The organism is Streptomyces sp. NPDC058955, assembly GCF_042741435.1.
Lineage (GTDB): Bacteria > Actinomycetota > Actinomycetes > Streptomycetales > Streptomycetaceae > Streptomyces.
Map to the genome: position 1 here is coordinate 78,897 of NZ_JBHYKM010000012.1, position 19,389 is coordinate 98,285.

Sequence of the window (19,389 nt, forward strand, 5' to 3'; positions counted from 1 at the left end):
CGCCGACCCTCACCCACCTCTCGGGGGTGCGGCCGGGGGGGCTGGTGTGTGTTGCGCGGCCCGCCCGGGGGGCCGGGGGGGCCTGGGCCGCGCGGGCGAGGGAGCCCTGGGGGGTGGAGGCGTGGGCGAGCCACAGGAGACGGTCGGCGGAGCGGCGGCCGGTGCGCTGGAAGTAGGTGCCGGTGTCGCGGCCGGCGAGGGCGTCGGCGGCGCGACTGGCGGAGGTGAGGACGACGGGGATGCCGGCGGCGGCGGCGATCCGGGCGGCCTCGACCTTGGTGACCATGCCGCCGGTGCCGACGCCGGCCTTGCCCGCGGAGCCGATCTCGACATGGGCGATGTCCTGCGGGCCGCCGACCTCGGCGATCCGGGAGCTGCCGGGCTTCGCGGGGTCGCCGTCGTAGAGGCCGTCGACGTCGGAGAGGAGGACGAGGAGGTCGGCGCGGACGAGGTGGGCGACGAGGGCGGCGAGCCGGTCGTTGTCGCCGAAGCGGATCTCGTCGGTGGCGACGGTGTCGTTCTCGTTGACGACCGGCAGCGCGCCCATGGCGAGCAGCTGGTCGAGGGTGCGGTAGGCGTTGCGGTAGTGGGCCCGGCGGCTGGTGTCGTCGGTGGTGAGCAGCACCTGGCCGACGCGGACGCCGTAGCGGGCGAAGGAGGCGGTGTACCGGGCGACGAGGAGGCCCTGGCCGACGCTGGCGGCGGCCTGCTGGCGGGCCAGGTCCTTGGGCCGGCGGGTGAGGCCGAGCGGGGCGAGGCCGGCGGCGATGGCGCCGGAGGAGACCAGGACGATCTCCTTCTCGCCGCCGCTGCGGACCTTGGCGAGGACGTCGACGAGGGCGTCGACCCGGTCGGCGTCGAGGCCGCCGGCGGCGGTGGTGAGGGAGGAGGAGCCGACCTTGACGACGATCCGGCGCGCCTCGGTGACGAATGGGCGCGTCACGGTCTGCGGGGTCACGTCCGGTCGGTTCATGTCCTGCTGCACCGTCGCCATCTCCGTCGCCACCTGCGCCGTCCTCACTCGCTGTTCTGGCGCCGTGCGCTCCCGGCACGGTCGCGAGGGGCAATCTACGCGAGCCGGGACGGCTGCCGCTCCTCCGTTTCGCCCTCCGGACCGGCGTCCCGCGGGCCGGGGGCCCGGCTGACCAGGATCCGGCGGGAGATCACGTACGTGAAGGGGATGGCGACGACGGCGGCCACGAGCGGCGCGATCCGGTCGTCCGTTCCGGCCCAGGTGACGAGCGCGTACAGGCCGGCGCTCTGCACCACGTAGTTGGTGACGTTGGTGAGGGGGAAGAGGGCGAACTTCTTCCAGGTGGGGCGGGTGCGGTAGGTGAAGTACGTGTTCAGGAAGAAGGAGCCCACCATGCTGAGCAGGAAGGCGAGGGTGTACGCGGCGAAGTACGGCATCCAGGGGTGGAGCAGCAGGTAGCAGCCGAAGAAGGTGCCGGTGTTGATCCCGCCCACCACGCCGAAGCGGATGATCTGGCCGAGCTGGTCTCGCATGGGCCCATCAGATCGCCGAGAGATGAACGAGGCATGCCGTGGGGGCGACGCCCGCACGACGAACGGCCCCCTCGTACGGGTGGGTACGAGGGGGCCGTTCACGGGGTCCTAGACGGCGGCGCCGCGGCGGGCGGTCCAGCCGGCCCAGGCGGAGCCGATCATGTCGCGGACGTCGTGGCGGGCCTTCCAGCCCAGCTCGGCGGCGATGCGGTCGGCGGAGGCGACGACGCGGGCCGGGTCGCCGGGGCGGCGCGGGGTGACGACGGGCTCGGTGGTGTGCTCGGTGATCTCGTTGATCAGGCCGACCATCTCGGTGACGGAGACGCCCTCGCCGCGGCCGATGTTGACGGTCAGGTCGCGCGGCTCGCCGGCCTCGGCCCACTCGGCGAGCTTGCGGGCGGCGACGAGGTGGGCGTCGGCCAGGTCCTCGACGTGGATGTAGTCGCGGATGCAGGTGCCGTCCGGGGTGGCGTAGTCGTCGCCGAAGATCCGGGGCGCCTCGCCGGCGTCGAGCCGCTCGAAGACCATCGGCACCAGGTTGAAGACACCGGTGTCGGCGAGCTCGGGGGTGGCCGCGCCGGCCACGTTGAAGTAGCGCAGGCAGGCGGTGGCGATGCCGTGCGCCTGGCCGGCCGCGCGGACCAGCCACTCGCCCGCGAGCTTGGTCTCGCCGTACGGGCTGAGCGGGGCGCAGGGGGTCTCCTCGGTGACGAGGTCGACGTCCGGCATGCCGTACACGGCGGCGGAGGAGGAGAAGAGGAAGTTGCGCACGCCGGCCGCGGCGACCGCCTCCAGGAGGACGGTGAGGCCGATGACGTTCTCGCGGTAGTAGTGCAGCGGCTTCTCGACGGACTCGCCGACCTGCTTCTTCGCGGCGAGGTGGACGACGCCGGTGATGGCGTGCTCGGCGAGCGTCCGGTCGAGCAGCTCACGGTCGAGGGTGGAGCCGACGACCAGCGGCACGCCCTCGGGCACCCGGTGGGTGTATCCGGTCGACAGGTCGTCGAGGACCACCACCCGCTCCCCCGCCGCCGTCATGGCCCGGACCACGTGCGCGCCGATGTAACCGGCACCGCCGGTGATCAGGTACGTCATCTCTCTCCCCACATCCCTTGTCGCTGGGCACCGCGGGTTTTCCACCGCGGAGACACACCGTACCTGCTGCCCGCCGGGACGTCGAAACGCATCCGTCCCGACGCCGCGGCGCGCCGACCCAGGGGGGCGCGTGAGCGGTGCTCGCGCGCCCCGGGTGTGTCCCCCGGAGGCTGCATACTGGTGCTGCTCACTCTCCGCATATGTACGTGTTCGAGGAGTAAACAGCAGTGCGAAATCCCGAGTCACCCCGGCTGCTGGGGGTCTACCGCCGAGCCGTTCCCGACCGCGTGCGACGGGCCGTCGTCGCGCAGGTGGACGCCGACGTGCGCCGCCGCGTGAAGCTCCGCATCGCCAGCGGGACCGCCGCCGCCGAGCGCCTGCGCCGCAACCGGCTGGCCCGGCGGTACGCGGCGCTCACCGCCGGACCGGACCGCGCCGTGATCAGCGTCGGCCGGGAGCCGAAGGTGGCGCTGATCGCCGAGGGGATCACCCCGCTGCGCGCCCGCCGGGCCAATCTGGAGGCGGTGCTCGGCGCGCTCGCCGCCGCCGGCGTCCCGCACTTCTGCGTCCCCGGCAAGTCGGACACCTCCTCCGCGGTGGCCGTGCGCGAGGAGGACCGGGCCGCCGTGCTGGCCGCCCTCGCCGCCGCCTGCGCGCGGGAACCGGGCTACGCGACCCCGATCGGCGGGAACGGCCCGGCGGGCCGCCCCTCCCAGCCCGGCTTCGCCGCCGGGACCTGGCACCGGCTGCGTACCGCCGCCGTCCTGCGGCTGACCTGGTACCGGGCCGACCCCACCCACCAGCTCAAGCTGGGCGAGCCGTACGGCTGCGACGTGGAGTTCTGGCGGGAGGAGGGCGGCGAGCTGACCGCGCCCCGCCCGGGCCGGGTCACCGCCGTCCTGCCCCGCCAGGGCCGGCTCGTGGAGGCCCCGGAGTCCTGCTTCACCGACTTCACCGACGTCCGCCCCGGCGCCCGCACGGTCCCCGAGGGCGCGCCGCTCGTGCCGGCCCGCGCCGAGACCGCCGTCGTCCGCACCGACCAGGTCACCTTCCCCGTCGACGTCGTCTACACCTGGGTGGACGGCTCGGACCCGGAGTGGCTGCGGCGGCGCGCGGAGTACGCCGGCGAGGCGTACCACGCGGAGGCGGCCAACGCGGCCCGCTACCTCAGCCGCGACGAGCTGCGCTACTCGCTGCGCTCGCTGCACCTGTACGCGCCCTGGGTGCGGACCGTCTTCCTGGTCACCGACGACCAGACGCCGGCCTGGCTGGACACCACCGTCCCCGGGCTACGGGTCGTCTCGCACAAGGAGATCTTCCGCTCCCCCGAGGTGCTGCCGACCTTCAACTCGCACGCGATCGAGTCGCAGCTGCACCACATCGACGGGCTCGCCGAGCACTTCCTCTACCTCAACGACGACGTGATGCTCAGCCGCGAGGTGACCCCGCGGGACTTCTTCCACGCCAGCGGGCTCACCAAGTTCTTCCCCTCCCCCGCGCTGGTCCCGGTGGGCGAGCGCAGTCTCGACGACCCGCCGGTGGCCGCCGCCGGCAAGAACAACCGCCGGCTGATCGAGCAGCGGTACGGCTCCGTCCTGGTGCAGAAGATGAAGCACATGCCGCATCCGCTGCGGCGCAGCGTGCTGGCGGAGATCGAGACGGAGTTCGCCGCCGAGTACCGCCGCACCGAGGCGAACCGCTTCCGCAGCGTCGACGACATCTCGATCGCCTCCTCGCTGCACCACTACTACGCGTTCCACACCGGCCGCGCGGTCCCGTCCTCCGACCTGCCGTACGCGTACCTGGACCTCACCCACCCGTGGACGGAGACCCGGCTCGGCCGGCTGCTCGCCCAGCGCGACCGGGCCGTCTTCTGCGTCAACGACACGGTCTCCACCGAGCAGGACGCGGGCGGGCAGAAGGACCTCATCACCCCGTTCCTGGAGGCGTACTTCCCGGTCCCGAGCCCGTACGAGAAGCGCTAGGGGGTACGCGTAAAGGGGGGCGCCCGGGCCGGGCGCCCCCCTTTACGCGTGTCCGGGTCCGTCAGTCCTTCTCGTACGGCGAGCGCACCGGGAAGTACGCCTCCAGGAAGGCGCGCAGCACCCGGTCCTGCTCGTCCAGCGGCACCTCCGCATCCGCGGACTCGCCGATGCAGATGACGTCGCGGTGGCGGGCGGCGAGGAGCCGGCTGAGCGCCACGTGGTGCTTGTAGTCGCCGATGTTGGCGTAGGCGGCGGAGATGCCGCCGGGCGACGCCTTGCCCGTCAGATAGCCGTAGTGGTGGTGGAGCGAGGAGGTGATCGACAGGTCGGTCCGGCCGCGGAACGGGGTCGCGGCGGTCCGCGCGGTCTCCTCCGGCCACCGCTCGGCGATCTCCGCCAGGACGCTGCGGCGCAGCGGGTGCGGGGTGTGCAGGAAGCCGTGGGTGGCGACCCGGCCGAACGCCTCCTCCAGGAGGACCTGGTTGTTCTTGGCGGCCACGAAGTAGCCCTCGGTCTCCTCGGTGACGTCGCCGGGCGGGACGGCGGTCGGCGAGCGGAAGAAGAGCGAGTTGCCGTTCGACTGGAAGAACTTGTTCGGCGCGAGGGGGCGGCCGAAGAACACGTCGTCGTTGATGTAGAGGAAGTGCTCCGCGAGGCCCTCGATGCGGTGCAGCTGGGACTCGATGGCGTGCGAGTTGAAGCTGGGCAGCCACGCCGCGTCGGCGAAGAGCGCGCGGTGGCTCACCACCTCGATGTCCGGGTGGCCGGTGTCCAGCCAGGACGGCGCCTGGTCGTCGGTGACGAGGAAGATCCGGCGGATCCAGGGGGCGTGCGCGGCGAGGGAGCGCAGCGAGTAGCGCAGCTCGTCGCGGTTGCGGAAGCGGACGTCGCCGGACTGGGCGTCGTCGGTGGCGAGGCCCTGCTCGCGGCGGGCGGCGTCGCGCTTGGCCCGCCACGCCGGGTCGGTGTCGTCGACCCAGGTGTAGACGGCGTCGACGGGGAAGTCGACGTTCCACATGAGCTTCTTGGTGAAGACCTCCAGGGTCGGGTACTCCCGGCCGGCCACGGAGATCCGGGCGTCCCCGTCGAGGGAGGGCAGCCGGGGGCCGACGAGGGTGGTGCCGCGGGGGGCGGCGTACCAGCCGGTGTCGCCCTCCTCCTCGGACCAGAACTCGACGCCGCAGCCGTACACCGGCCCGTACCGCAGGGTCCGGCTGTCGCTGACGAGCGGCTTGAAGATCCGGACGCCGGCGACGTCGGGGGCGTGGGTGAGGGTCTCGGCGAGCCGGGCGCCGGGGGCGGCGGTCCGCGGGGCGACCAGCTCGGCGTAGACCGGCCGGCCGTGCAGCTCGGTGCCGAGGGCGCGCAGGGCCCGCTCCCGGTCGGGCTGCTTGACGGCGAGCCGGTGGCTGACGGTCGTGGGGTCGTGGAGCAGGACGTAGGGGACGCCGTGCCGTTCCAGCGCCTGCGCGGTCAGCTCCAGGTTGATCTCGCCCATGCGCCAGGACGGGACGTCGTCGCGGACCTCGGCGAGCCGGCCCGCCGAGCGGACCAGGGACTTGGGGTCCTTGGCCTGGAGGATGACCTCGCGGGCCTTCTGCTCGTCGGCGGAGGGCGAGAGCCTGCTGATCGGCGCGGAGACGGCGAAGCTGCGGCTGCCGCCGGCGGCGACCCGGTGGGCGGCGCGGTCGGCGCGGGCGGCGGCGCGGGTCGCCGGGCCCTCGGCGTGGAGGGCGGTGAACAGCTCGTCCCAGCGGGCCGTGACGACCTCCGGGGCGAAGCGCTCGCGGGCTCCGGCGCGGGCGGCGGCGCCGTAGCCGGCGCGCAGCTCGTCGTCGCCCATCAGCCGGGACAGGGCGGCGCCCAGCGAGGCGATGTCGTCGGCGGGCACCAGCAGGCCGTCGACCTCGTGGCGGACGATCTGGGAGGGGCCGGTGAGGGTGTCGTACGCGACGACGGGGACGCCCGCGGTGAACGCCTCCAGCATGACCAGGCCGAAGGACTCGACGCGCGAGGGCATCAGGCAGATCGCCGCCGTGGCCCACTCCTCGGCCATCCGGCGGCTGCGGCCGACGAGTTCGACCCGGTCGTGCACGCCGAGGCCCTCGACGAGCCGGCGCAGGGCGGCCAGCTGGGGGCCGTCGCCGAAGATCCGCAGCCGCCAGCCGGGGTGCTCGTCGGCGACGTCGGCGAACGCCTGGATCGCGTGGTCGAGCTGCTTCTCCGGGACCAGCCGGCCGGCCACCACGATGGTCTTCGAGCCGAGGTCGGAGCGGGGCCGGTAGCCCTCGGGCATGGCGTTGGGGATGGTGGCGAGGCGCGGGGCGGCGGTGCCGAGCGACTCGGCGAACCAGTCGGTGGTCAGCTCGGTGAGCGAGACCAGGGCGTCCAGCCGGGGGGCGTGGGTGAGGAGCGGTTCGCCGGTGGCGCCGCGCAGCTGGGAGACCCGGTGCTCCTGGTGGACGACGGCGACCCGGGCGGGGGCGAGGGCGACGGCGGCGGCCATCAGGGCGGGGGTGGTGGTGACCAGGACGTCCGCGTCGAGCCCGGAGAGGGCGGCGGTCATCTCGATGTCCGAGAGCCGGTCGAAGGTGGGCTCCCAGGCGGACTCGATCAGCTCGCTGGGCAGCTTGGCGAGGGCCTCGCACTCGCCCGCGGTGAGCGTGGAGGGGCGGACCGGGCGCGGCGAGCGGCCGGTGCGGTCCACCAGGTAGCGGACGGTCAGCCCCTTCGCCTCCGGCAGGAACGGCTCCTCCTCCGTCCTGAACACGCTGAGGATCTCCACCTCGTGACGCGGCATCAGCTGGGCGGCCTGGGTGTAGGCGGCCATCTCGGTGCCGCCCATGGCGTCGCCCCAGGTGAGCAGGATGGTGATCTTCATTCGCGTTCCTCCGCGCCGTCGGGGGCGCCTTCGAACCCGACGCAGGAGACGGCGAGCGCCCCGGCCGAGGTGATGTAGGCATGCACGCGGAGGAGCGAGCCGTCCTCCAGGGCGATGATCCGGAACGAGGTGCGGATCACCTGGTCGCGCCGGCGCAGGTCGGTGAGCCGGCGGCCGATCTTGAGGCCGGTGCGGCCCTGCTGGAGCTGGATGTCCCAGCGGTGGGCCCGGCGGCCGGCGACCATGCCGGCGAGCGGCAGGTCGAAGGCGAAGCGGTCGCCGTCCCACTCCAGCGGGGCCCGGAGGACCGCGCCGCCGCCGCGGCGGACCGCCTGGGCGGTGTACGCGGCGGGCGGGGCCTGCGGGGCGACGACCCGGCCGCGGACCGTGATCCGGTCCCAGCGGAGGGCGAAGGTGTCGAGTTCGGCCTGGTGGGCGGGGGCGCGGACCTTGAGGACGGCGAAGCCGTCGACGGAGCGCATCAGCCGGAAGTGGGCGCCGCCGGCCGGGTCGGGCGAGACGGGGGCGACGGGACCGTCGGTCGCGGGGAGCGCCACGGCGGCGACGCCGGTACGGGTCTCCTGGCCGTCGGGACCGGTGAGGACGGTGGCGACGCGCCACAGGCCGGCGGTGAGGGCGGGGCCGCGGTCGCTCCCGCCGTCGGGCGCGTCCGCGAAGCGGAGGGCGGTGGTCGCCGTGAGCAGGCGGGTGCCGTCGCCCTGCGGTTCGAGCTCCAGCGGCAGCCGGTGGACGCGGCCGCCGCGGGCGAGTTCGAGCCGGGCGGCGGCGACGTCGGCGGCGGGCGGCACGAGCAGGGCGACGTTGAGGGTGCGGCCGCCGAGGACGGAGAGGTGGAGCGGGCGGAGCGCGGGCCGGGGCGGGATCCCCCCGCCCAACGCCGGTGCGGTGTGCAGCCGTTCGACCCGGCGGCGCATCCGCACCGCCACCCGCCGGGCTCGTTTCGCGGCACCCACCGCGTAGGGCAGCAAGGCGTCACTCACGACAATCCCGGCTTCCGTTCTGGGGGTTGACAGTCGGGCGCCACATAGTGGCAAGGCCCCCCAACGAAGGCAAATCGCCCGGGAGGCGTCCGGAGGGTGTCCGCACCCCCGCCGCCGGGTGAAGATCCGGTGGCCGGTCCCGGACATCTGTACGGGCTTCGCCGCCGGTCACCGCGCGCCGCCCGGCCGGCCACCGCCGGGCCACGCCCCGCATCCCACCCATGACCTCGGCGTTCCCCGCCCGACCCGGGCCCCGCGGCGACGCGGCGCCGCAGCCCGCCGTCCTCCTCCCGCCCGACGGAGCGCCGCGCGCCCGGCGCGAGCCGTCGCGCACGCGGGCGCACGCGCCCCTGCGCCCCCCACCGCGAATCTCACCCGATAGTGGGAAAGCCGGACCACCCCGGAAACGCCGGAACCCCCGGCGACCGAAGCCGCCGGGGGTTCCCGGGTCCGTCGGAGCGGGCGCCCCGTGGCCCCGCTAGAACGGGTTGAACTCGTCGTACTCGCGGTCCGCGTCGTCGCGCGCCGCGTCGCGGTCGCGGCGGCGCTGGGCGGCGGGGCGGGGGGCCTCCAGACGGTGGTCCTCGCCTCGGCGGCCGAGCATCTCGGCGCCGGCCATGAGGGTGGGCTCCCAGTCGAAGACGACCGCGTTCTCCTCGGAGCCGATGGCGACGCCGTCGCCGGCGCGGGCGCCGGCCTTCATCAGCGCCTCCTCGACGCCGAGGCGGTTGAGGCGGTCGGCGAGGTAGCCGACGGCCTCGTCGTTGTTGAAGTCGGTCTGGCGGACCCAGCGCTCCGGCTTCTCGCCGCGCACCCGGTACACGTCCTCCTGCTCGTCGTACGTGACGGTGAAGCCGGCGTCGTCGACGGCCTTCGGGCGGATGACGATGCGGGTCGCCTCCTCCTTCGGCTTCGCGGCGCGGGCCTTCGCGACGATGTCGGCGAGGGCGAAGGAGAGCTCCTTCAGACCGGTGCGGGCGACCGCGGAGACCTCGAAGACGCGGTAGCCGCGCTCCTCCAGGTCCGGGCGGATCATGTCCGCGAGGTCCTGGCCGTCCGGGATGTCGATCTTGTTGAGGACGACGATGCGCGGACGGTCGTCGAGGCCGCCGTACTGCTTCAGCTCCTCCTCGATGACGTCGAGGTCGGTCGCCGGGTCGCGGTCGGACTCCAGCGTCGCCGTGTCGAGGACGTGGACGAGGACCGAGCAGCGCTCGACATGGCGCAGGAACTCCAGGCCGAGGCCGCGGCCCTGGCTGGCGCCGGGGATGAGGCCGGGGACGTCGGCGATGGTGTAGACGGTCGAGCCCGCCGTGACCACGCCGAGGTTCGGGACCAGGGTCGTGAAGGGGTAGTCCGCGATCTTCGGCTTGGCGGCCGAGAGGACGGAGATCAGCGAGGACTTGCCGGCGCTGGGGTAGCCGACGAGCGCCACGTCGGCGACGGTCTTCAGCTCCAGGACGATGTCCTGGAGGTCGCCGGGCTCACCGAGCAGCGCGAAGCCGGGGGCCTTGCGGCGGGCGGAGGACAGCGCCGCGTTGCCGAGGCCGCCGCGGCCGCCCTGCGCGGCGACGTACGTCGTGCCGTGGCCGACGAGGTCCGCGAGGACGTTGCCCTGCTTGTCGAGGACGACCGTGCCGTCGGGCACGTACAGGACGAGGTCCTGGCCGTCCTTGCCGGCGCGGTTGCCGCCCTCGCCGGGCTTGCCGTTGGTGGCCTTGCGGTGCGGCGAGTGGTGGTACTCCAGGAGCGTGGTGACCGACTGGTCGACGACCAGGCTCACGTCACCGCCGCGACCGCCGTTGCCGCCGTCCGGGCCGCCGAGCGGCTTGAACTTCTCGCGATGGACGGAGGCGCAGCCGTGGCCCCCGTTACCCGCGGCGACGTGCAGCTCGACGCGGTCCACGAAGGTGGTCATGGTTCTGTGCCTCCAGAAAAGCTATGTACGGGATTGTCTATCTAGTAACACGCGAAAGGCGGACCCGCTTCCCTGCCGGGAAGTGAGGTCCGCCTCCGCAAAGCGTCCGATCAGGCGACCGGAACGATGTTCACGACCTTGCGGCCACGGAAGGTGCCGAACTGCACCGAACCGGCCTGCAGGGCGAACAGCGTGTCGTCGCCACCGCGACCGACACCCGAGCCCGGGTGGAAGTGGGTGCCGCGCTGGCGGACCAGGATCTCACCGGCGTTGACGACCTGACCGCCGAAGCGCTTCACGCCGAGCCGCTGGGCGTTGGAATCGCGACCGTTCCGGGTGGACGATGCGCCCTTCTTGTGTGCCATTGCTCAGTCCCTCTTTACTTCGCGGCCGTCGGGATGGACGTGACCTTGATCGCCGTGTACTGCTGACGGTGACCCTGGCGACGGCGGTAGCCGGTCTTGTTCTTGTAGCGCAGGATGTCGATCTTGGCGCCCTTGGTGTGGTCCACGACCTCGGCCTGGACCTTGATGCCCGCCAGGACCCACGGGTCGCTGGTCACGGCGTCGCCGTCGACGACGAGCAGGGTCGAGAGCTCGACCGTGTCGCCCGGCTTGGCGGTGGAAATCTTGTCAACCTCAACGATGTCGCCGACAGCAACCTTGTGCTGGCGACCACCGCTGCGCACGATGGCGTACACGCGGATCTCTCTCTCACTCGGTAATGGGGACCTCTGACGCCAGCCGCCCACGCGCGGGCCTGGGGCCCACGGCGATCCGGATCGGACGAGCGGCCTCTCCCGGCGGGCGGGAGGGGGATGCTCAGAGGCGCGGCGCGCCATAGACACGCCGACGGTCTAGGTTACGGGCGCCTGCCACAGAGGGTCAAATTCGCCCGTGCGGGTGCGGACCGCCCCGGCGAAGCCCCTCGGGAGGGGTTCGCCGGGGCGGACCGGCTCAGTCCTGGGCCGGGGCCGCGGTCTTCTCCGCGGCCTTCTTGGCCGTGGCCTTCTTCGCGACGGTCTTCTTCGCCGCCGTCTTCTTGGCCGCCGTCTTCTTGGTGGCGGCCTTCTTGGCGGTGGCCTTCTTCGCCGTCTTCCGGGCGGCCTTCTTGGCCGCCGGGGCGGCCTCGGTGTCCTCCGCGACCGGCTCGGACGCCTCGGCCGGGGCGGCCGTGGCCACCACGATCTCGGCGGCCTCGGCGCCGGCGGGGGCGCCGGCCGGGGCGGTGGCCTTGCGGACCACCCGGCGGCGGGCGCGCGGCGCGGCGGCCACGGGGGCCTCCTCGGCGGCGGGCTCGGCGACCGGCTCGGGCGCGGCCTCCACGACCGGCTCCGGCGCCGGTACGGCCTCCGGCTCCGCGACCGCGACGACCGTCTCGGCCTCGGCGGCGGCCGGCTCGGACGTCGAGACGACCGGCGAGGTCACCCGGCGGGTGGCGCGGCGGCGGGTGCGGGGCGCGGGCGCCTCCTCCACCACCGGCTCGGCCACGGGGGCCTCGACGACCGGCTCGGCCTCGGCGGCGGGCTCGGCGACCGGCTCGGCGACGGGCTCCGCGACGGGCTCCGCGATCGGGGTCGGGACCACCGGGGCGGTCACCTTGCGGGTGACCCGGCGGCGGCCACGGCCACGGGTGGCGGCGGCCTCGGCCTCGGCGGCGGAGCCGTACAGCTCCTCGTCCGGGGCGATCGGGACCGGCACGGCCACCGGGGCGGCCAGCTCGGCCGCGACCTCGGCCTCGGTCTCGGTGTGGACCTCGGCCTCGTGCGTCTCGTGGGCGTGCTCGTGCACGTCGCCGCCGCGGCCGCGCTTCTTCGAGCGCTTGCCGCCACCGCCGCCGCCGTGCGTGGCCGGCTGCTCCATGTGGACGATGACACCGCGGCCGTTGCAGTGGACGCAGGTCTCGGAGAAGGACTCCAGGAGGCCCTGGCCGACCCGCTTGCGGGTCATCTGCACCAGGCCCAGCGAGGTGACCTCGGCCACCTGGTGCTTGGTCCGGTCGCGGCCCAGGCACTCCAGGAGGCGGCGGAGCACCAGGTCGCGGTTGGACTCCAGGACCATGTCGATGAAGTCGATGACGACGATGCCGCCGAGGTCGCGCAGCCGCAGCTGGCGCACGATCTCCTCGGCCGCCTCCAGGTTGTTCCTGGTGACGGTCTCCTCCAGGTTGCCGCCCTGGCCGGTGAACTTGCCGGTGTTGACGTCGACGACGACCATCGCCTCGGTCTTGTCGATCACCAGCGAGCCGCCGGACGGCAGCCAGACCTTCCGGTCGAGCGCCTTCATCAGCTGCTCGTCGATCCGGTAGGTGGCGAAGACGTCGACCTCGCTGGTCCACCGCGTCAGGCGGTCGGCCAGGTCGGGGGCGACGTGCGAGACGTAGCCGTGGATGGTCTCCCAGGCGTCGTCACCGCTCACGATGACCTTGGAGAAGTCCTCGTTGAAGATGTCGCGGACGACCCGGACGGTCATGTCCGGCTCGCCGTAGAGCAGGCTCGGCGCGGAGGTCGAGATCTGGCTCGCCTTCTTCTGGATGTCGGCCCACTGCGCCTGGAGGCGCTCGACGTCACGGCGCAGCTCGTCCTCGCTCGCGCCCTCGGCGGCGGTGCGCACGATGACGCCCGCGTCCTCGGGGACGATCTTCTTGAGGATGGTCTTCAGCCGGGCGCGCTCGGTGTCCGGGAGCTTGCGGCTGATGCCGGTCATCGAGCCCTCGGGGACGTACACGAGGTAGCGGCCCGGGAGGGAGACCTGGCTGGTGAGGCGGGCGCCCTTGTGGCCGATCGGGTCCTTGGTGACCTGCACCAGGACCGACTGGCCGGACTTGAGGGCGGACTCGATGCGGCGCGGGCCGTTGCCCATGCCGAGCGCCTCGAAGTTGACCTCGCCGGCGTACAGGACGGCGTTGCGGCCCTTGCCGATGTCGACGAAGGCGGCCTCCATGGACGGCAGCACGTTCTGGACCTTGCCCAGGTAGACGTTGCCGACGTACGAGGTGGCCTGCTCCTTGTTGACGTAGTGCTCGACGAGCACGTTGTCTTCCAGGACGCCGATCTGGGTGCGCTCGCCGTTCTGGCGGACGACCATGACGCGCTCGACGGCCTCGCGGCGGGCGAGGAACTCGGCCTCGGTGATGATCGGGACGCGGCGGCGGCCCTGCTCGCGGCCCTCGCGGCGGCGCTGCTTCTTGGCCTCCAGGCGGGTGGAGCCCTTGATGGACTGCACCTCGTCGGACGGCTCCGGCTTCGGGCGGGGCTCGCGGACCTTGACGACCGTGCGGACGCCGTCCTCGTCGGTGGCCTCGGCCTCGCCGGAGGCGTCACCGCTGCGACGGCGGCGGCGACGGCGGCGGCGGGAGCTGCTGGAGCCGGCGAAGCCGGACTCGTCCTCGGCCTCCTCGGCCTCCTCGGCGTCCGTCTCGTCCTCGGCGTGGAGCTCGTCGGACTCGTCGGTCTCCTCGGACTCCTCCGCCTCGGCGGACTCGCCGCGACGGCGGCGCCGGCCACCGCGACGGCGGCGCCGGGACGGGCGGTCGCCGTACTCGTCGGTCTCCTCGGCCTCCTCGGCCTCCTCCGCCTCGGCCTCGTCGGCGACGTGCTCGACCTCGGGCTCGTCGGCGACGGTCGTCGGGACGGGCTCGACGGCGACGGGCTCGCCGCGGCGGCGACGGCGGCGGCGCGAGCCGGTCTCGGCGCGCTCGGCGGGCTCGACGGCCTCGACCGTCTCGACGACGGTCTCCTCCTCCGGCTCCTCCTCCTCGACCTCGGCGGCAGCGGCGGCGGCGAAGGCGGCGGTCTCCGGCGTCTGGAACATCGGCTCGGCGAAGACCGGGGCCTGGAAGACGGCGACGGCCGGGCGCTCGGCGCGGCGGCGGCGCGGGGCCTCCTCGGCGGTGGGCGGCTCGGAGGTGAACTGCGGCGCGCTGACCTTGCGGCGGCCACGGCCACGGGTGGCGGCGGCCTCGGCGGCGGCGACGTCGGCACCGTGGGAGGCGATCTCCTCGACGGTGTCCTCGGGCAGGGCCTCGCCGGAGGTCGGCGCGGCGAGCTCGGCCGCCACGTCCGGGGTGACCTCGGGGGTGGCGGTGCGGCGGGTGGCGCGGCGGCGGGTACGCGCCGGGGCGGCCTCGGCGGCCGGCTCGGCGGGCGCCTCCGCGGCGGCGGGCTCGGCGGCGGGCTCCTCGGCCGGGGCCGGGGAGGTGACCGGGGCGCTGACGCGGCGGGTGGCGCGGCGGCGGGTGCGGGCCGGGGCGGCTTCGGCGGCCGGCTCGGCGGCGGGGGCCACGGTGGGCTCCACGATCTCGGCGGCGGCCTCGGCGGTCTCGCCGGCGGCGGTCACCGGCGGGCCGGCGGGCCGGGACGCGGCGCGGCGCCGGCGGCGCGGCGGCAGCTTGTCGCCGGGCGCGTTGCTGTCGTTGTTCTCGGCGGTCTCGTTGGTGTCTTCGAGCATGCGGGCGGTTCTCCCGTCACGCTCCCGGGCGCCGCGTCGGATTCCGGTGGGCGGCACGGACGCGCGTCGTGCGCGGTGCCGCCGTCCGGGGCGCGGGCGCCGCACGGGAGCTGAATGTCTGGCTCGCCGGTTCCGTACGCCCGATGCGTACGGCCTGGCGAAAGTCTCCTGGTCAGTGCGCTGCCCGACCCAGGTGGCTCCCGAGTGCCAGGGCTGCGCTCGACTCCGTTCCCTACGCGGGACCTGCCTCCGGCGCCGTCGCCGGGGCGGTCGCGGCGGCCGTGGTTGCTGCGGCCGTGACTGCCTCGCGGTCGGGCGCGAGCGGGTCGGTCACCGTGCCGGACTCCTCGTCGAAGAGCCCCTGCGCCAGCCTGGTCACCGCTGCGGGGACCGGCGGCGCCAGGTCGGCCACAGCTCGGAGACCGGACAGGACGTCGTCGGGTCGCACGGCGGGTGTCACGTGCCGAACGACCAGCCGCAGTATCGCACAGGCATCGTCGGCGGGCCTATCACCCTGGGGATCGCCCTGGGGACGGTCCGCGACGAGCTCGACGACGGCGGAGCGGGTGTCGAAGGTGCGGATGCCGTTCTTCGTCTTGCGCTGCACCTCCACCGTCTCCGCGGCGAGGAAGGCGTCGACGGCCTTGCGGACGTCGTCGACGGCGACGCCGTCGAGCCGGAGCTCCCACACGGAGGCGGTGAGCCGGTCGGCGAGGCCGGAGGTGCGGGCCTCGACGGCGTCGGTGATGTCGAGGCCGGCCGGGAGGGACTCGTCGAGCAGGGCCCGCAGGGTCTCCGGGTCGCGGCGCTCGGTGAGGGCGATCTCCAGGAACTCGGCCTCGGAGCCCGTACCCGTGGGGGCGGCGTTGGCGTACGACACCTTGGGGTGCGGGGTGAAGCCGGCCGAGTACGCCATGGGCACCTCGGCGCGGCGCAGGGCGCGCTCGAAGGCGCGCTGGAAGTCGCGGTGGCTGGTGAACCGGAGGCGGCCGCGCTTGGTGTAGCGCAGTCGGATGCGCTGCACCGCCGGTGCGGGCGGCGGGCCTTCGGGCTGTCGCTTGCCCAGTGGTTCTTCTCCTCGGTGCGGGGCGGGCGCGGGTGGCGCTCCGCCCGGAAGCTCTTGGGGCGTCCCGTGGGCTCCTGCCCGGATCACCCCCGCCGGGGGCGGGGAGATCTCGGGGGCGGGCGCCGCGCCGGGGACGTTCCTTGTACTACCCAGAGTACGCGCCCGGCCCACCTCGGGTTCCCCGGCGGGCCGCCGGGCACGCGGACGGGCAGGTCAGCGGGGGCCGCCGAAGAGGGCGGCGCGCACCTCGCGGGCGGCGGCGCGGACGGCGCGTCCGACGGCGGCGACGGGCTCCCAGACCCAGGTGCGCAGCCAGTGGCCGACGGGGGTGAGGACCGCCCGGTACACCCAGGCGAGGGGGCGGCCGACGGCGTTCCACAGCACCCAGCGGATCGCCCGGCCGACGGCCCGCGAGATCCGGCCGGCGATCCGCCAGGCCCCGGCGAGGATCGCGCCGACGAAGCGGCAGACGGGGCCGAGCACGTACCGCCAGAGCCAGCGGAGCGGGGTGACGACGAGCAGGTCGACGACCCACCAGAGGGCCTTGCCGACGGGGACGAGGATCCACTCCCACAGCCATCGGAGGGGAACGACGACCAGATGGTGGAGCAGCCAGGCGAGGGCTCGGCCGATCGGGGCGAGGACCCATGCCCACAGCCATCGGAGGGGAACGACGACCAGGTGGTGGAGGAGCCAGGCGATGCCCCGGCAGATCGGGGCGAGGATCCAGCGCCAGAGCTGCCGGAGGCACCAGACGAGCGCGTCCCAGACCAGCCGCACGGGCAGGACGACGACGAGGGCGACGGCGCGCGCCACTCCCGTGAGGCAGCCCGGGTTTTCCGTGTTCATGCCCAGAACGACGTGTCGGGGCGGCCGGCGGGTTTCCCGTTCGCGTGGCCGAGACCAAGGCGTTACGCGGCGGATACCGCCCGTTCGCCGTAGGGTGCGGACGGACCCGCCCCGCTTCCGGGCCGAGGCCCCGTAACCTAAGGTGCGTCAACCTCGTGCTCGACGCACGTGCCGCAAGCCCCCGCCCGGGGGTCCCCCCTCTTCGCAGACATCGAGGCCCGGCGTGAAAATATCCTTCCTCCTGGTGGACCGCTGCCATATCGGCGGTGTGGTGAGCGCGATCCACAACCTGGCCGGGGCGCTCGTGGAGCACCACGAGGTGGAGCTGGTCGCCCTCCGTCGCAACCGCGACCAGGCGTTCTTCCCGCTGGACCCCCGGGTGAAGACCGTCGCGCTCTCCGACTACCGGAAGCACTCCCACACGTACGACGGCGACGACCCGCAGCTCGAGGTCTTCCCGCACATCTACCCGAACGAGCCCACGGACAAGAAGCCGTGGATCGGCCGGCTGGCCGAGAAGCGGCTGATGGAGTACCTGGCCACCACCGACGCCGACGTCGTGGTCAGCAACAACCCCAAGATCACCATCATGCTGGCCTACTCGGACCGCGACTTCCTCAAGGTCGCGATGGAGCACTCGCGGCCCGCGCGCTACGGCAGCCACATCCGTGACGCCCTCTTCCGGGACGCGTACCCGAAGATGGACGCGATCACCGCGCCGACGCCGGACGAGTGCCGGACCATCGCCGGGGTCGTCCCCGCCGTGAGCCACCTGCTCTCCCCCATGCCGAACTGCATCCCGGCCCACGAGGGCCAGATGTCCACCGGCGACAACAAGATCGTCGTCACGGCCGGCCTGCTCAAGCCGCACAAGGGCTTCGGCGACCTCATCGAGGCGTTCTCCACCGTGGCGCCCCGCCACCCGGACTGGAGCCTGCGGATCTACGGCTCCGGCCCCGAGCGCGCCAACCTGCGCAAGAAGATCGACGAGACCGACAGCAACAACCAGATCTTCCTGATGGGCCCGGCCACCCCGGTCACCCCGGAGTTCGCCAAGGCGTCCATCTTCGTCCTCCCCTCCCACCTGGAGGCGTTCGGCAACGTCACCGTCGAGGCGATGGCGGCCGGCCTCCCGGCGGTCTGCTACGACGCCCCGCACGGCCCGCGCAACATCATCAAGCAGGGCGAGGACGGCTACGTCGTCCCGCTCGGCGACAAGGAAGCGCTCGCCGAGCACATCGAGAAGCTGATCGCCGACGAGGACCTGCGCCGGAAGATGGCGGCCGCCGCGGTGGCCAACGTGGTCCGCTTCCAGGAGGCCGAGACCGCCGCCCGCTTCGAGCAGCTCGTCGAGACCATGCGGGCCCGCCGGGCCATCCCCCGTACGGCCGCCGCCGTGGTGAGCCCGCAGGGCGACGTCCGGGTGCGGGTCGCGGGGCTGCCCGCCGACAGCGACGCCCGGCTGGTCTGCAAGGACATCCGCAAGAAGGCCGACGAGGTCGTCGTCCCCTTCGTCGGCGAAGAGGCCCTGGTGCCCGCGCTCGGCAAGCTCGTCGAGGGCGACTGGGAGCTCCAGATCCGCGCCGCGGGCTACGACCTGCCGCTCCGCTCGGCCGGCTGCGACACCCTCCAGATCCTCTCGCTGAAGCTGCCCCGCACCGAGGGCCCCGCGCTCTCCCTGCTGCTGCCGTACGCCCACACCGACGGCACCCTCCGGGTGCAGAGCCGGGTCCGCGCCCAGCACGTCGAGGTCGCGGCCATCAAGGCCGGCTCCACCTCGATCGTCGTCGAGGCCGCGGCCTGGGGCGTCCAGCCCGGCAAGAACAGCGTGATCGAGGCCGTGCACCGCAAGGAGGCCGACAAGAACTTCACCTTCCCGGTGAAGGCCGGCGCCGACGGGGGCTTCACCGCCTCCCTCGACAACGCCGCCGCGGCCCGCCTGCACCAGCCCGGCACCGAGGACGTCTGGGACCTCTGGCTGCTGCCCGACCAGGACTCCCCCCGGGTCCGCGTCTGCAAGCTGGCCACCGACGTGCTCGTCCCGATGGACGTCTTCACCTTCCCGTACCCGGTGGTGAAGCAGTCCGGCGCCCCCGTCCCGGCCTCCGTCGAGACCAAGCCGAAGAGCGGCTGGCGCAACCGCCTCGCGTCGGTGCCGACCGCCGTCGCCGGCACCCGGCACGAGCTGCGCCCGTACTTCTCCAGCAACGGCCAGCTCTCGCTGAAGATCATCGACAAGAAGTAACCGCCCCGGCGGACACGAAGGAGCCCCGGCCCGCTTCCGCGGACCGGGGCTCCTTCACGTGCGCGCCCGGGGGGCGCCGCCCACTACAGCGGCGCGCCCTCCTCGGCGATCTTGAACATCAGGTCGGCGACACGACCGGCCGCGTGGCCGTCGTCCAGGTCGCAGAACTGGTGGTGGAACTCGTCGTACTTCTCCTGGTACGCGACCTGGACCTCGTCGATCTCCCGGATGGCCGTGAGCAGGTCGTCCGAGGTCTCCACCAGCGGACCCGGGGCGTCGTTCTCGAAGTCGAAGTAGAAGCCCCGCAGACGGTCGCGGTAGTGCTCCAGGTCGTACGTGAAGAACAGCATCGGGCGGCGCAGGTGCGCGTAGTCGAACATGACCGACGAGTAGTC

13 protein-coding genes and 1 pseudogene are annotated in these 19,389 nt (G+C 73.7%); 2 read left to right on the plus strand and 12 right to left on the minus strand.

Going from position 1 to position 19,389, the window contains the following annotated elements; genetic code table 11:
* From proB to galE, 3 genes are all read right to left on the minus strand, one after another.
* Positions 1 to 973: glutamate 5-kinase (proB, locus tag ACFW1I_RS08085; protein ID WP_384667328.1), on the minus strand; the 973-nt coding region annotated here is incomplete at its 3' end.
* Between the two features lie 95 nt (positions 974 to 1,068).
* Positions 1,069 to 1,506: a GtrA family protein gene (locus ACFW1I_RS08090; protein ID WP_384667293.1), complete on the minus strand. Its 438-nt coding sequence runs from the start codon at positions 1,504 to 1,506 to the stop codon at positions 1,069 to 1,071.
* Between the two features lie 108 nt (positions 1,507 to 1,614).
* Positions 1,615 to 2,601 (minus strand): UDP-glucose 4-epimerase GalE, encoded by a 987-nt coding sequence (gene galE, locus ACFW1I_RS08095; protein WP_384667295.1) that lies wholly within the window; start codon positions 2,599 to 2,601, stop codon positions 1,615 to 1,617.
* A 227-nt stretch (positions 2,602 to 2,828) separates the two neighbouring features.
* On the opposite strand from galE, the gene ACFW1I_RS08100 reads away from it, so the two are divergent.
* Positions 2,829 to 4,586 carry a stealth family protein gene (locus tag ACFW1I_RS08100; RefSeq protein ID WP_384667298.1) on the plus strand — a complete coding sequence of 586 codons (1,758 nt, stop codon included), beginning with the start codon at positions 2,829 to 2,831 and terminating at the stop codon, positions 4,584 to 4,586.
* A 61-nt stretch (positions 4,587 to 4,647) separates the two neighbouring features.
* On the opposite strand, the gene ACFW1I_RS08105 is transcribed toward ACFW1I_RS08100, so the two are convergent.
* The 8 genes and pseudogenes from ACFW1I_RS08105 to ACFW1I_RS08140 all read right to left on the minus strand — a co-directional run bounded on the left by ACFW1I_RS08105 (position 4,648) and on the right by ACFW1I_RS08140 (position 16,749).
* Positions 4,648 to 7,467 (minus strand): stealth conserved region 3 domain-containing protein, encoded by a 2,820-nt coding sequence (locus ACFW1I_RS08105; protein WP_384667301.1) that lies wholly within the window; start codon positions 7,465 to 7,467, stop codon positions 4,648 to 4,650.
* Positions 7,464 to 8,468 carry a hypothetical protein gene (locus ACFW1I_RS08110; protein ID WP_384667304.1) on the minus strand — a complete coding sequence of 335 codons (1,005 nt, stop codon included), beginning with the start codon at positions 8,466 to 8,468 and terminating at the stop codon, positions 7,464 to 7,466. Before ACFW1I_RS08110 ends, ACFW1I_RS08105 begins: the two co-directional genes overlap by 4 nt.
* Positions 8,469 to 8,946: 478 nt before the next feature.
* On the minus strand, positions 8,947 to 10,386 hold the full coding sequence (obgE, locus tag ACFW1I_RS08115) for a GTPase ObgE (protein WP_384667306.1): 1,440 nt from the start codon (positions 10,384 to 10,386) through the stop codon (positions 8,947 to 8,949).
* 110 nt (positions 10,387 to 10,496) lie between these two features.
* Positions 10,497 to 10,751, minus strand: a complete 255-nt coding sequence (gene rpmA / locus ACFW1I_RS08120; protein ID WP_030494090.1) for a 50S ribosomal protein L27 — start codon at positions 10,749 to 10,751, stop codon at positions 10,497 to 10,499.
* 14 nt (positions 10,752 to 10,765) lie between these two features.
* A complete protein-coding gene (gene rplU, locus ACFW1I_RS08125) occupies positions 10,766 to 11,086 on the minus strand; it encodes a 50S ribosomal protein L21 (protein WP_030494089.1) in 321 nt (106 codons plus the stop codon).
* Between the two features lie 256 nt (positions 11,087 to 11,342).
* A pseudogene (locus tag ACFW1I_RS08130) lies at positions 11,343 to 14,930 on the minus strand (Rne/Rng family ribonuclease); the annotation flags it as partial.
* A 136-nt stretch (positions 14,931 to 15,066) separates the two neighbouring features.
* Complete coding sequence (locus ACFW1I_RS08135; RefSeq protein WP_384667310.1) at positions 15,067 to 15,858, minus strand: TIGR03936 family radical SAM-associated protein; 792 nt, start codon at positions 15,856 to 15,858, stop codon at positions 15,067 to 15,069.
* A gap of 255 nt (positions 15,859 to 16,113) precedes the next feature.
* Positions 16,114 to 16,749: a hypothetical protein gene (locus ACFW1I_RS08140; RefSeq protein ID WP_384667313.1), complete on the minus strand. Its 636-nt coding sequence runs from the start codon at positions 16,747 to 16,749 to the stop codon at positions 16,114 to 16,116.
* 244 nt (positions 16,750 to 16,993) lie between these two features.
* On the opposite strand from ACFW1I_RS08140, the gene ACFW1I_RS08145 reads away from it, so the two are divergent.
* A complete protein-coding gene (locus tag ACFW1I_RS08145) occupies positions 16,994 to 18,994 on the plus strand; it encodes a glycosyltransferase (protein ID WP_384667315.1) in 2,001 nt (666 codons plus the stop codon).
* A gap of 83 nt (positions 18,995 to 19,077) precedes the next feature.
* Here the strand turns inward: ACFW1I_RS08145 and ACFW1I_RS08150 are convergent.
* Positions 19,078 to 19,389 (minus strand): CDP-glycerol glycerophosphotransferase family protein (locus tag ACFW1I_RS08150; protein WP_384667317.1); only part of this gene is annotated, 312 nt, incomplete at its 5' end.

Excerpts from the sequence above, each read along its gene's own strand:
- ACFW1I_RS08090 (WP_384667293.1), bottom strand. The coding sequence starts at position 1,506 with ATGCGAGACCAGCTCGGCCAGATCATCCGCTTCGGCGTGGTGGGCGGG.
- galE (WP_384667295.1), bottom strand. The coding sequence starts at position 2,601 with ATGACGTACCTGATCACCGGCGGTGCCGGTTACATCGGCGCGCACGTG.
- ACFW1I_RS08105 (WP_384667301.1), bottom strand. The coding sequence starts at position 7,467 with ATGAAGATCACCATCCTGCTCACCTGGGGCGACGCCATGGGCGGCACC.
- obgE (WP_384667306.1), bottom strand. The coding sequence starts at position 10,386 with ATGACCACCTTCGTGGACCGCGTCGAGCTGCACGTCGCCGCGGGTAAC.
- rpmA (WP_030494090.1), bottom strand. The coding sequence starts at position 10,751 with ATGGCACACAAGAAGGGCGCATCGTCCACCCGGAACGGTCGCGATTCC.
- ACFW1I_RS08140 (WP_384667313.1), bottom strand. The coding sequence starts at position 16,749 with ATGAACACGGAAAACCCGGGCTGCCTCACGGGAGTGGCGCGCGCCGTC.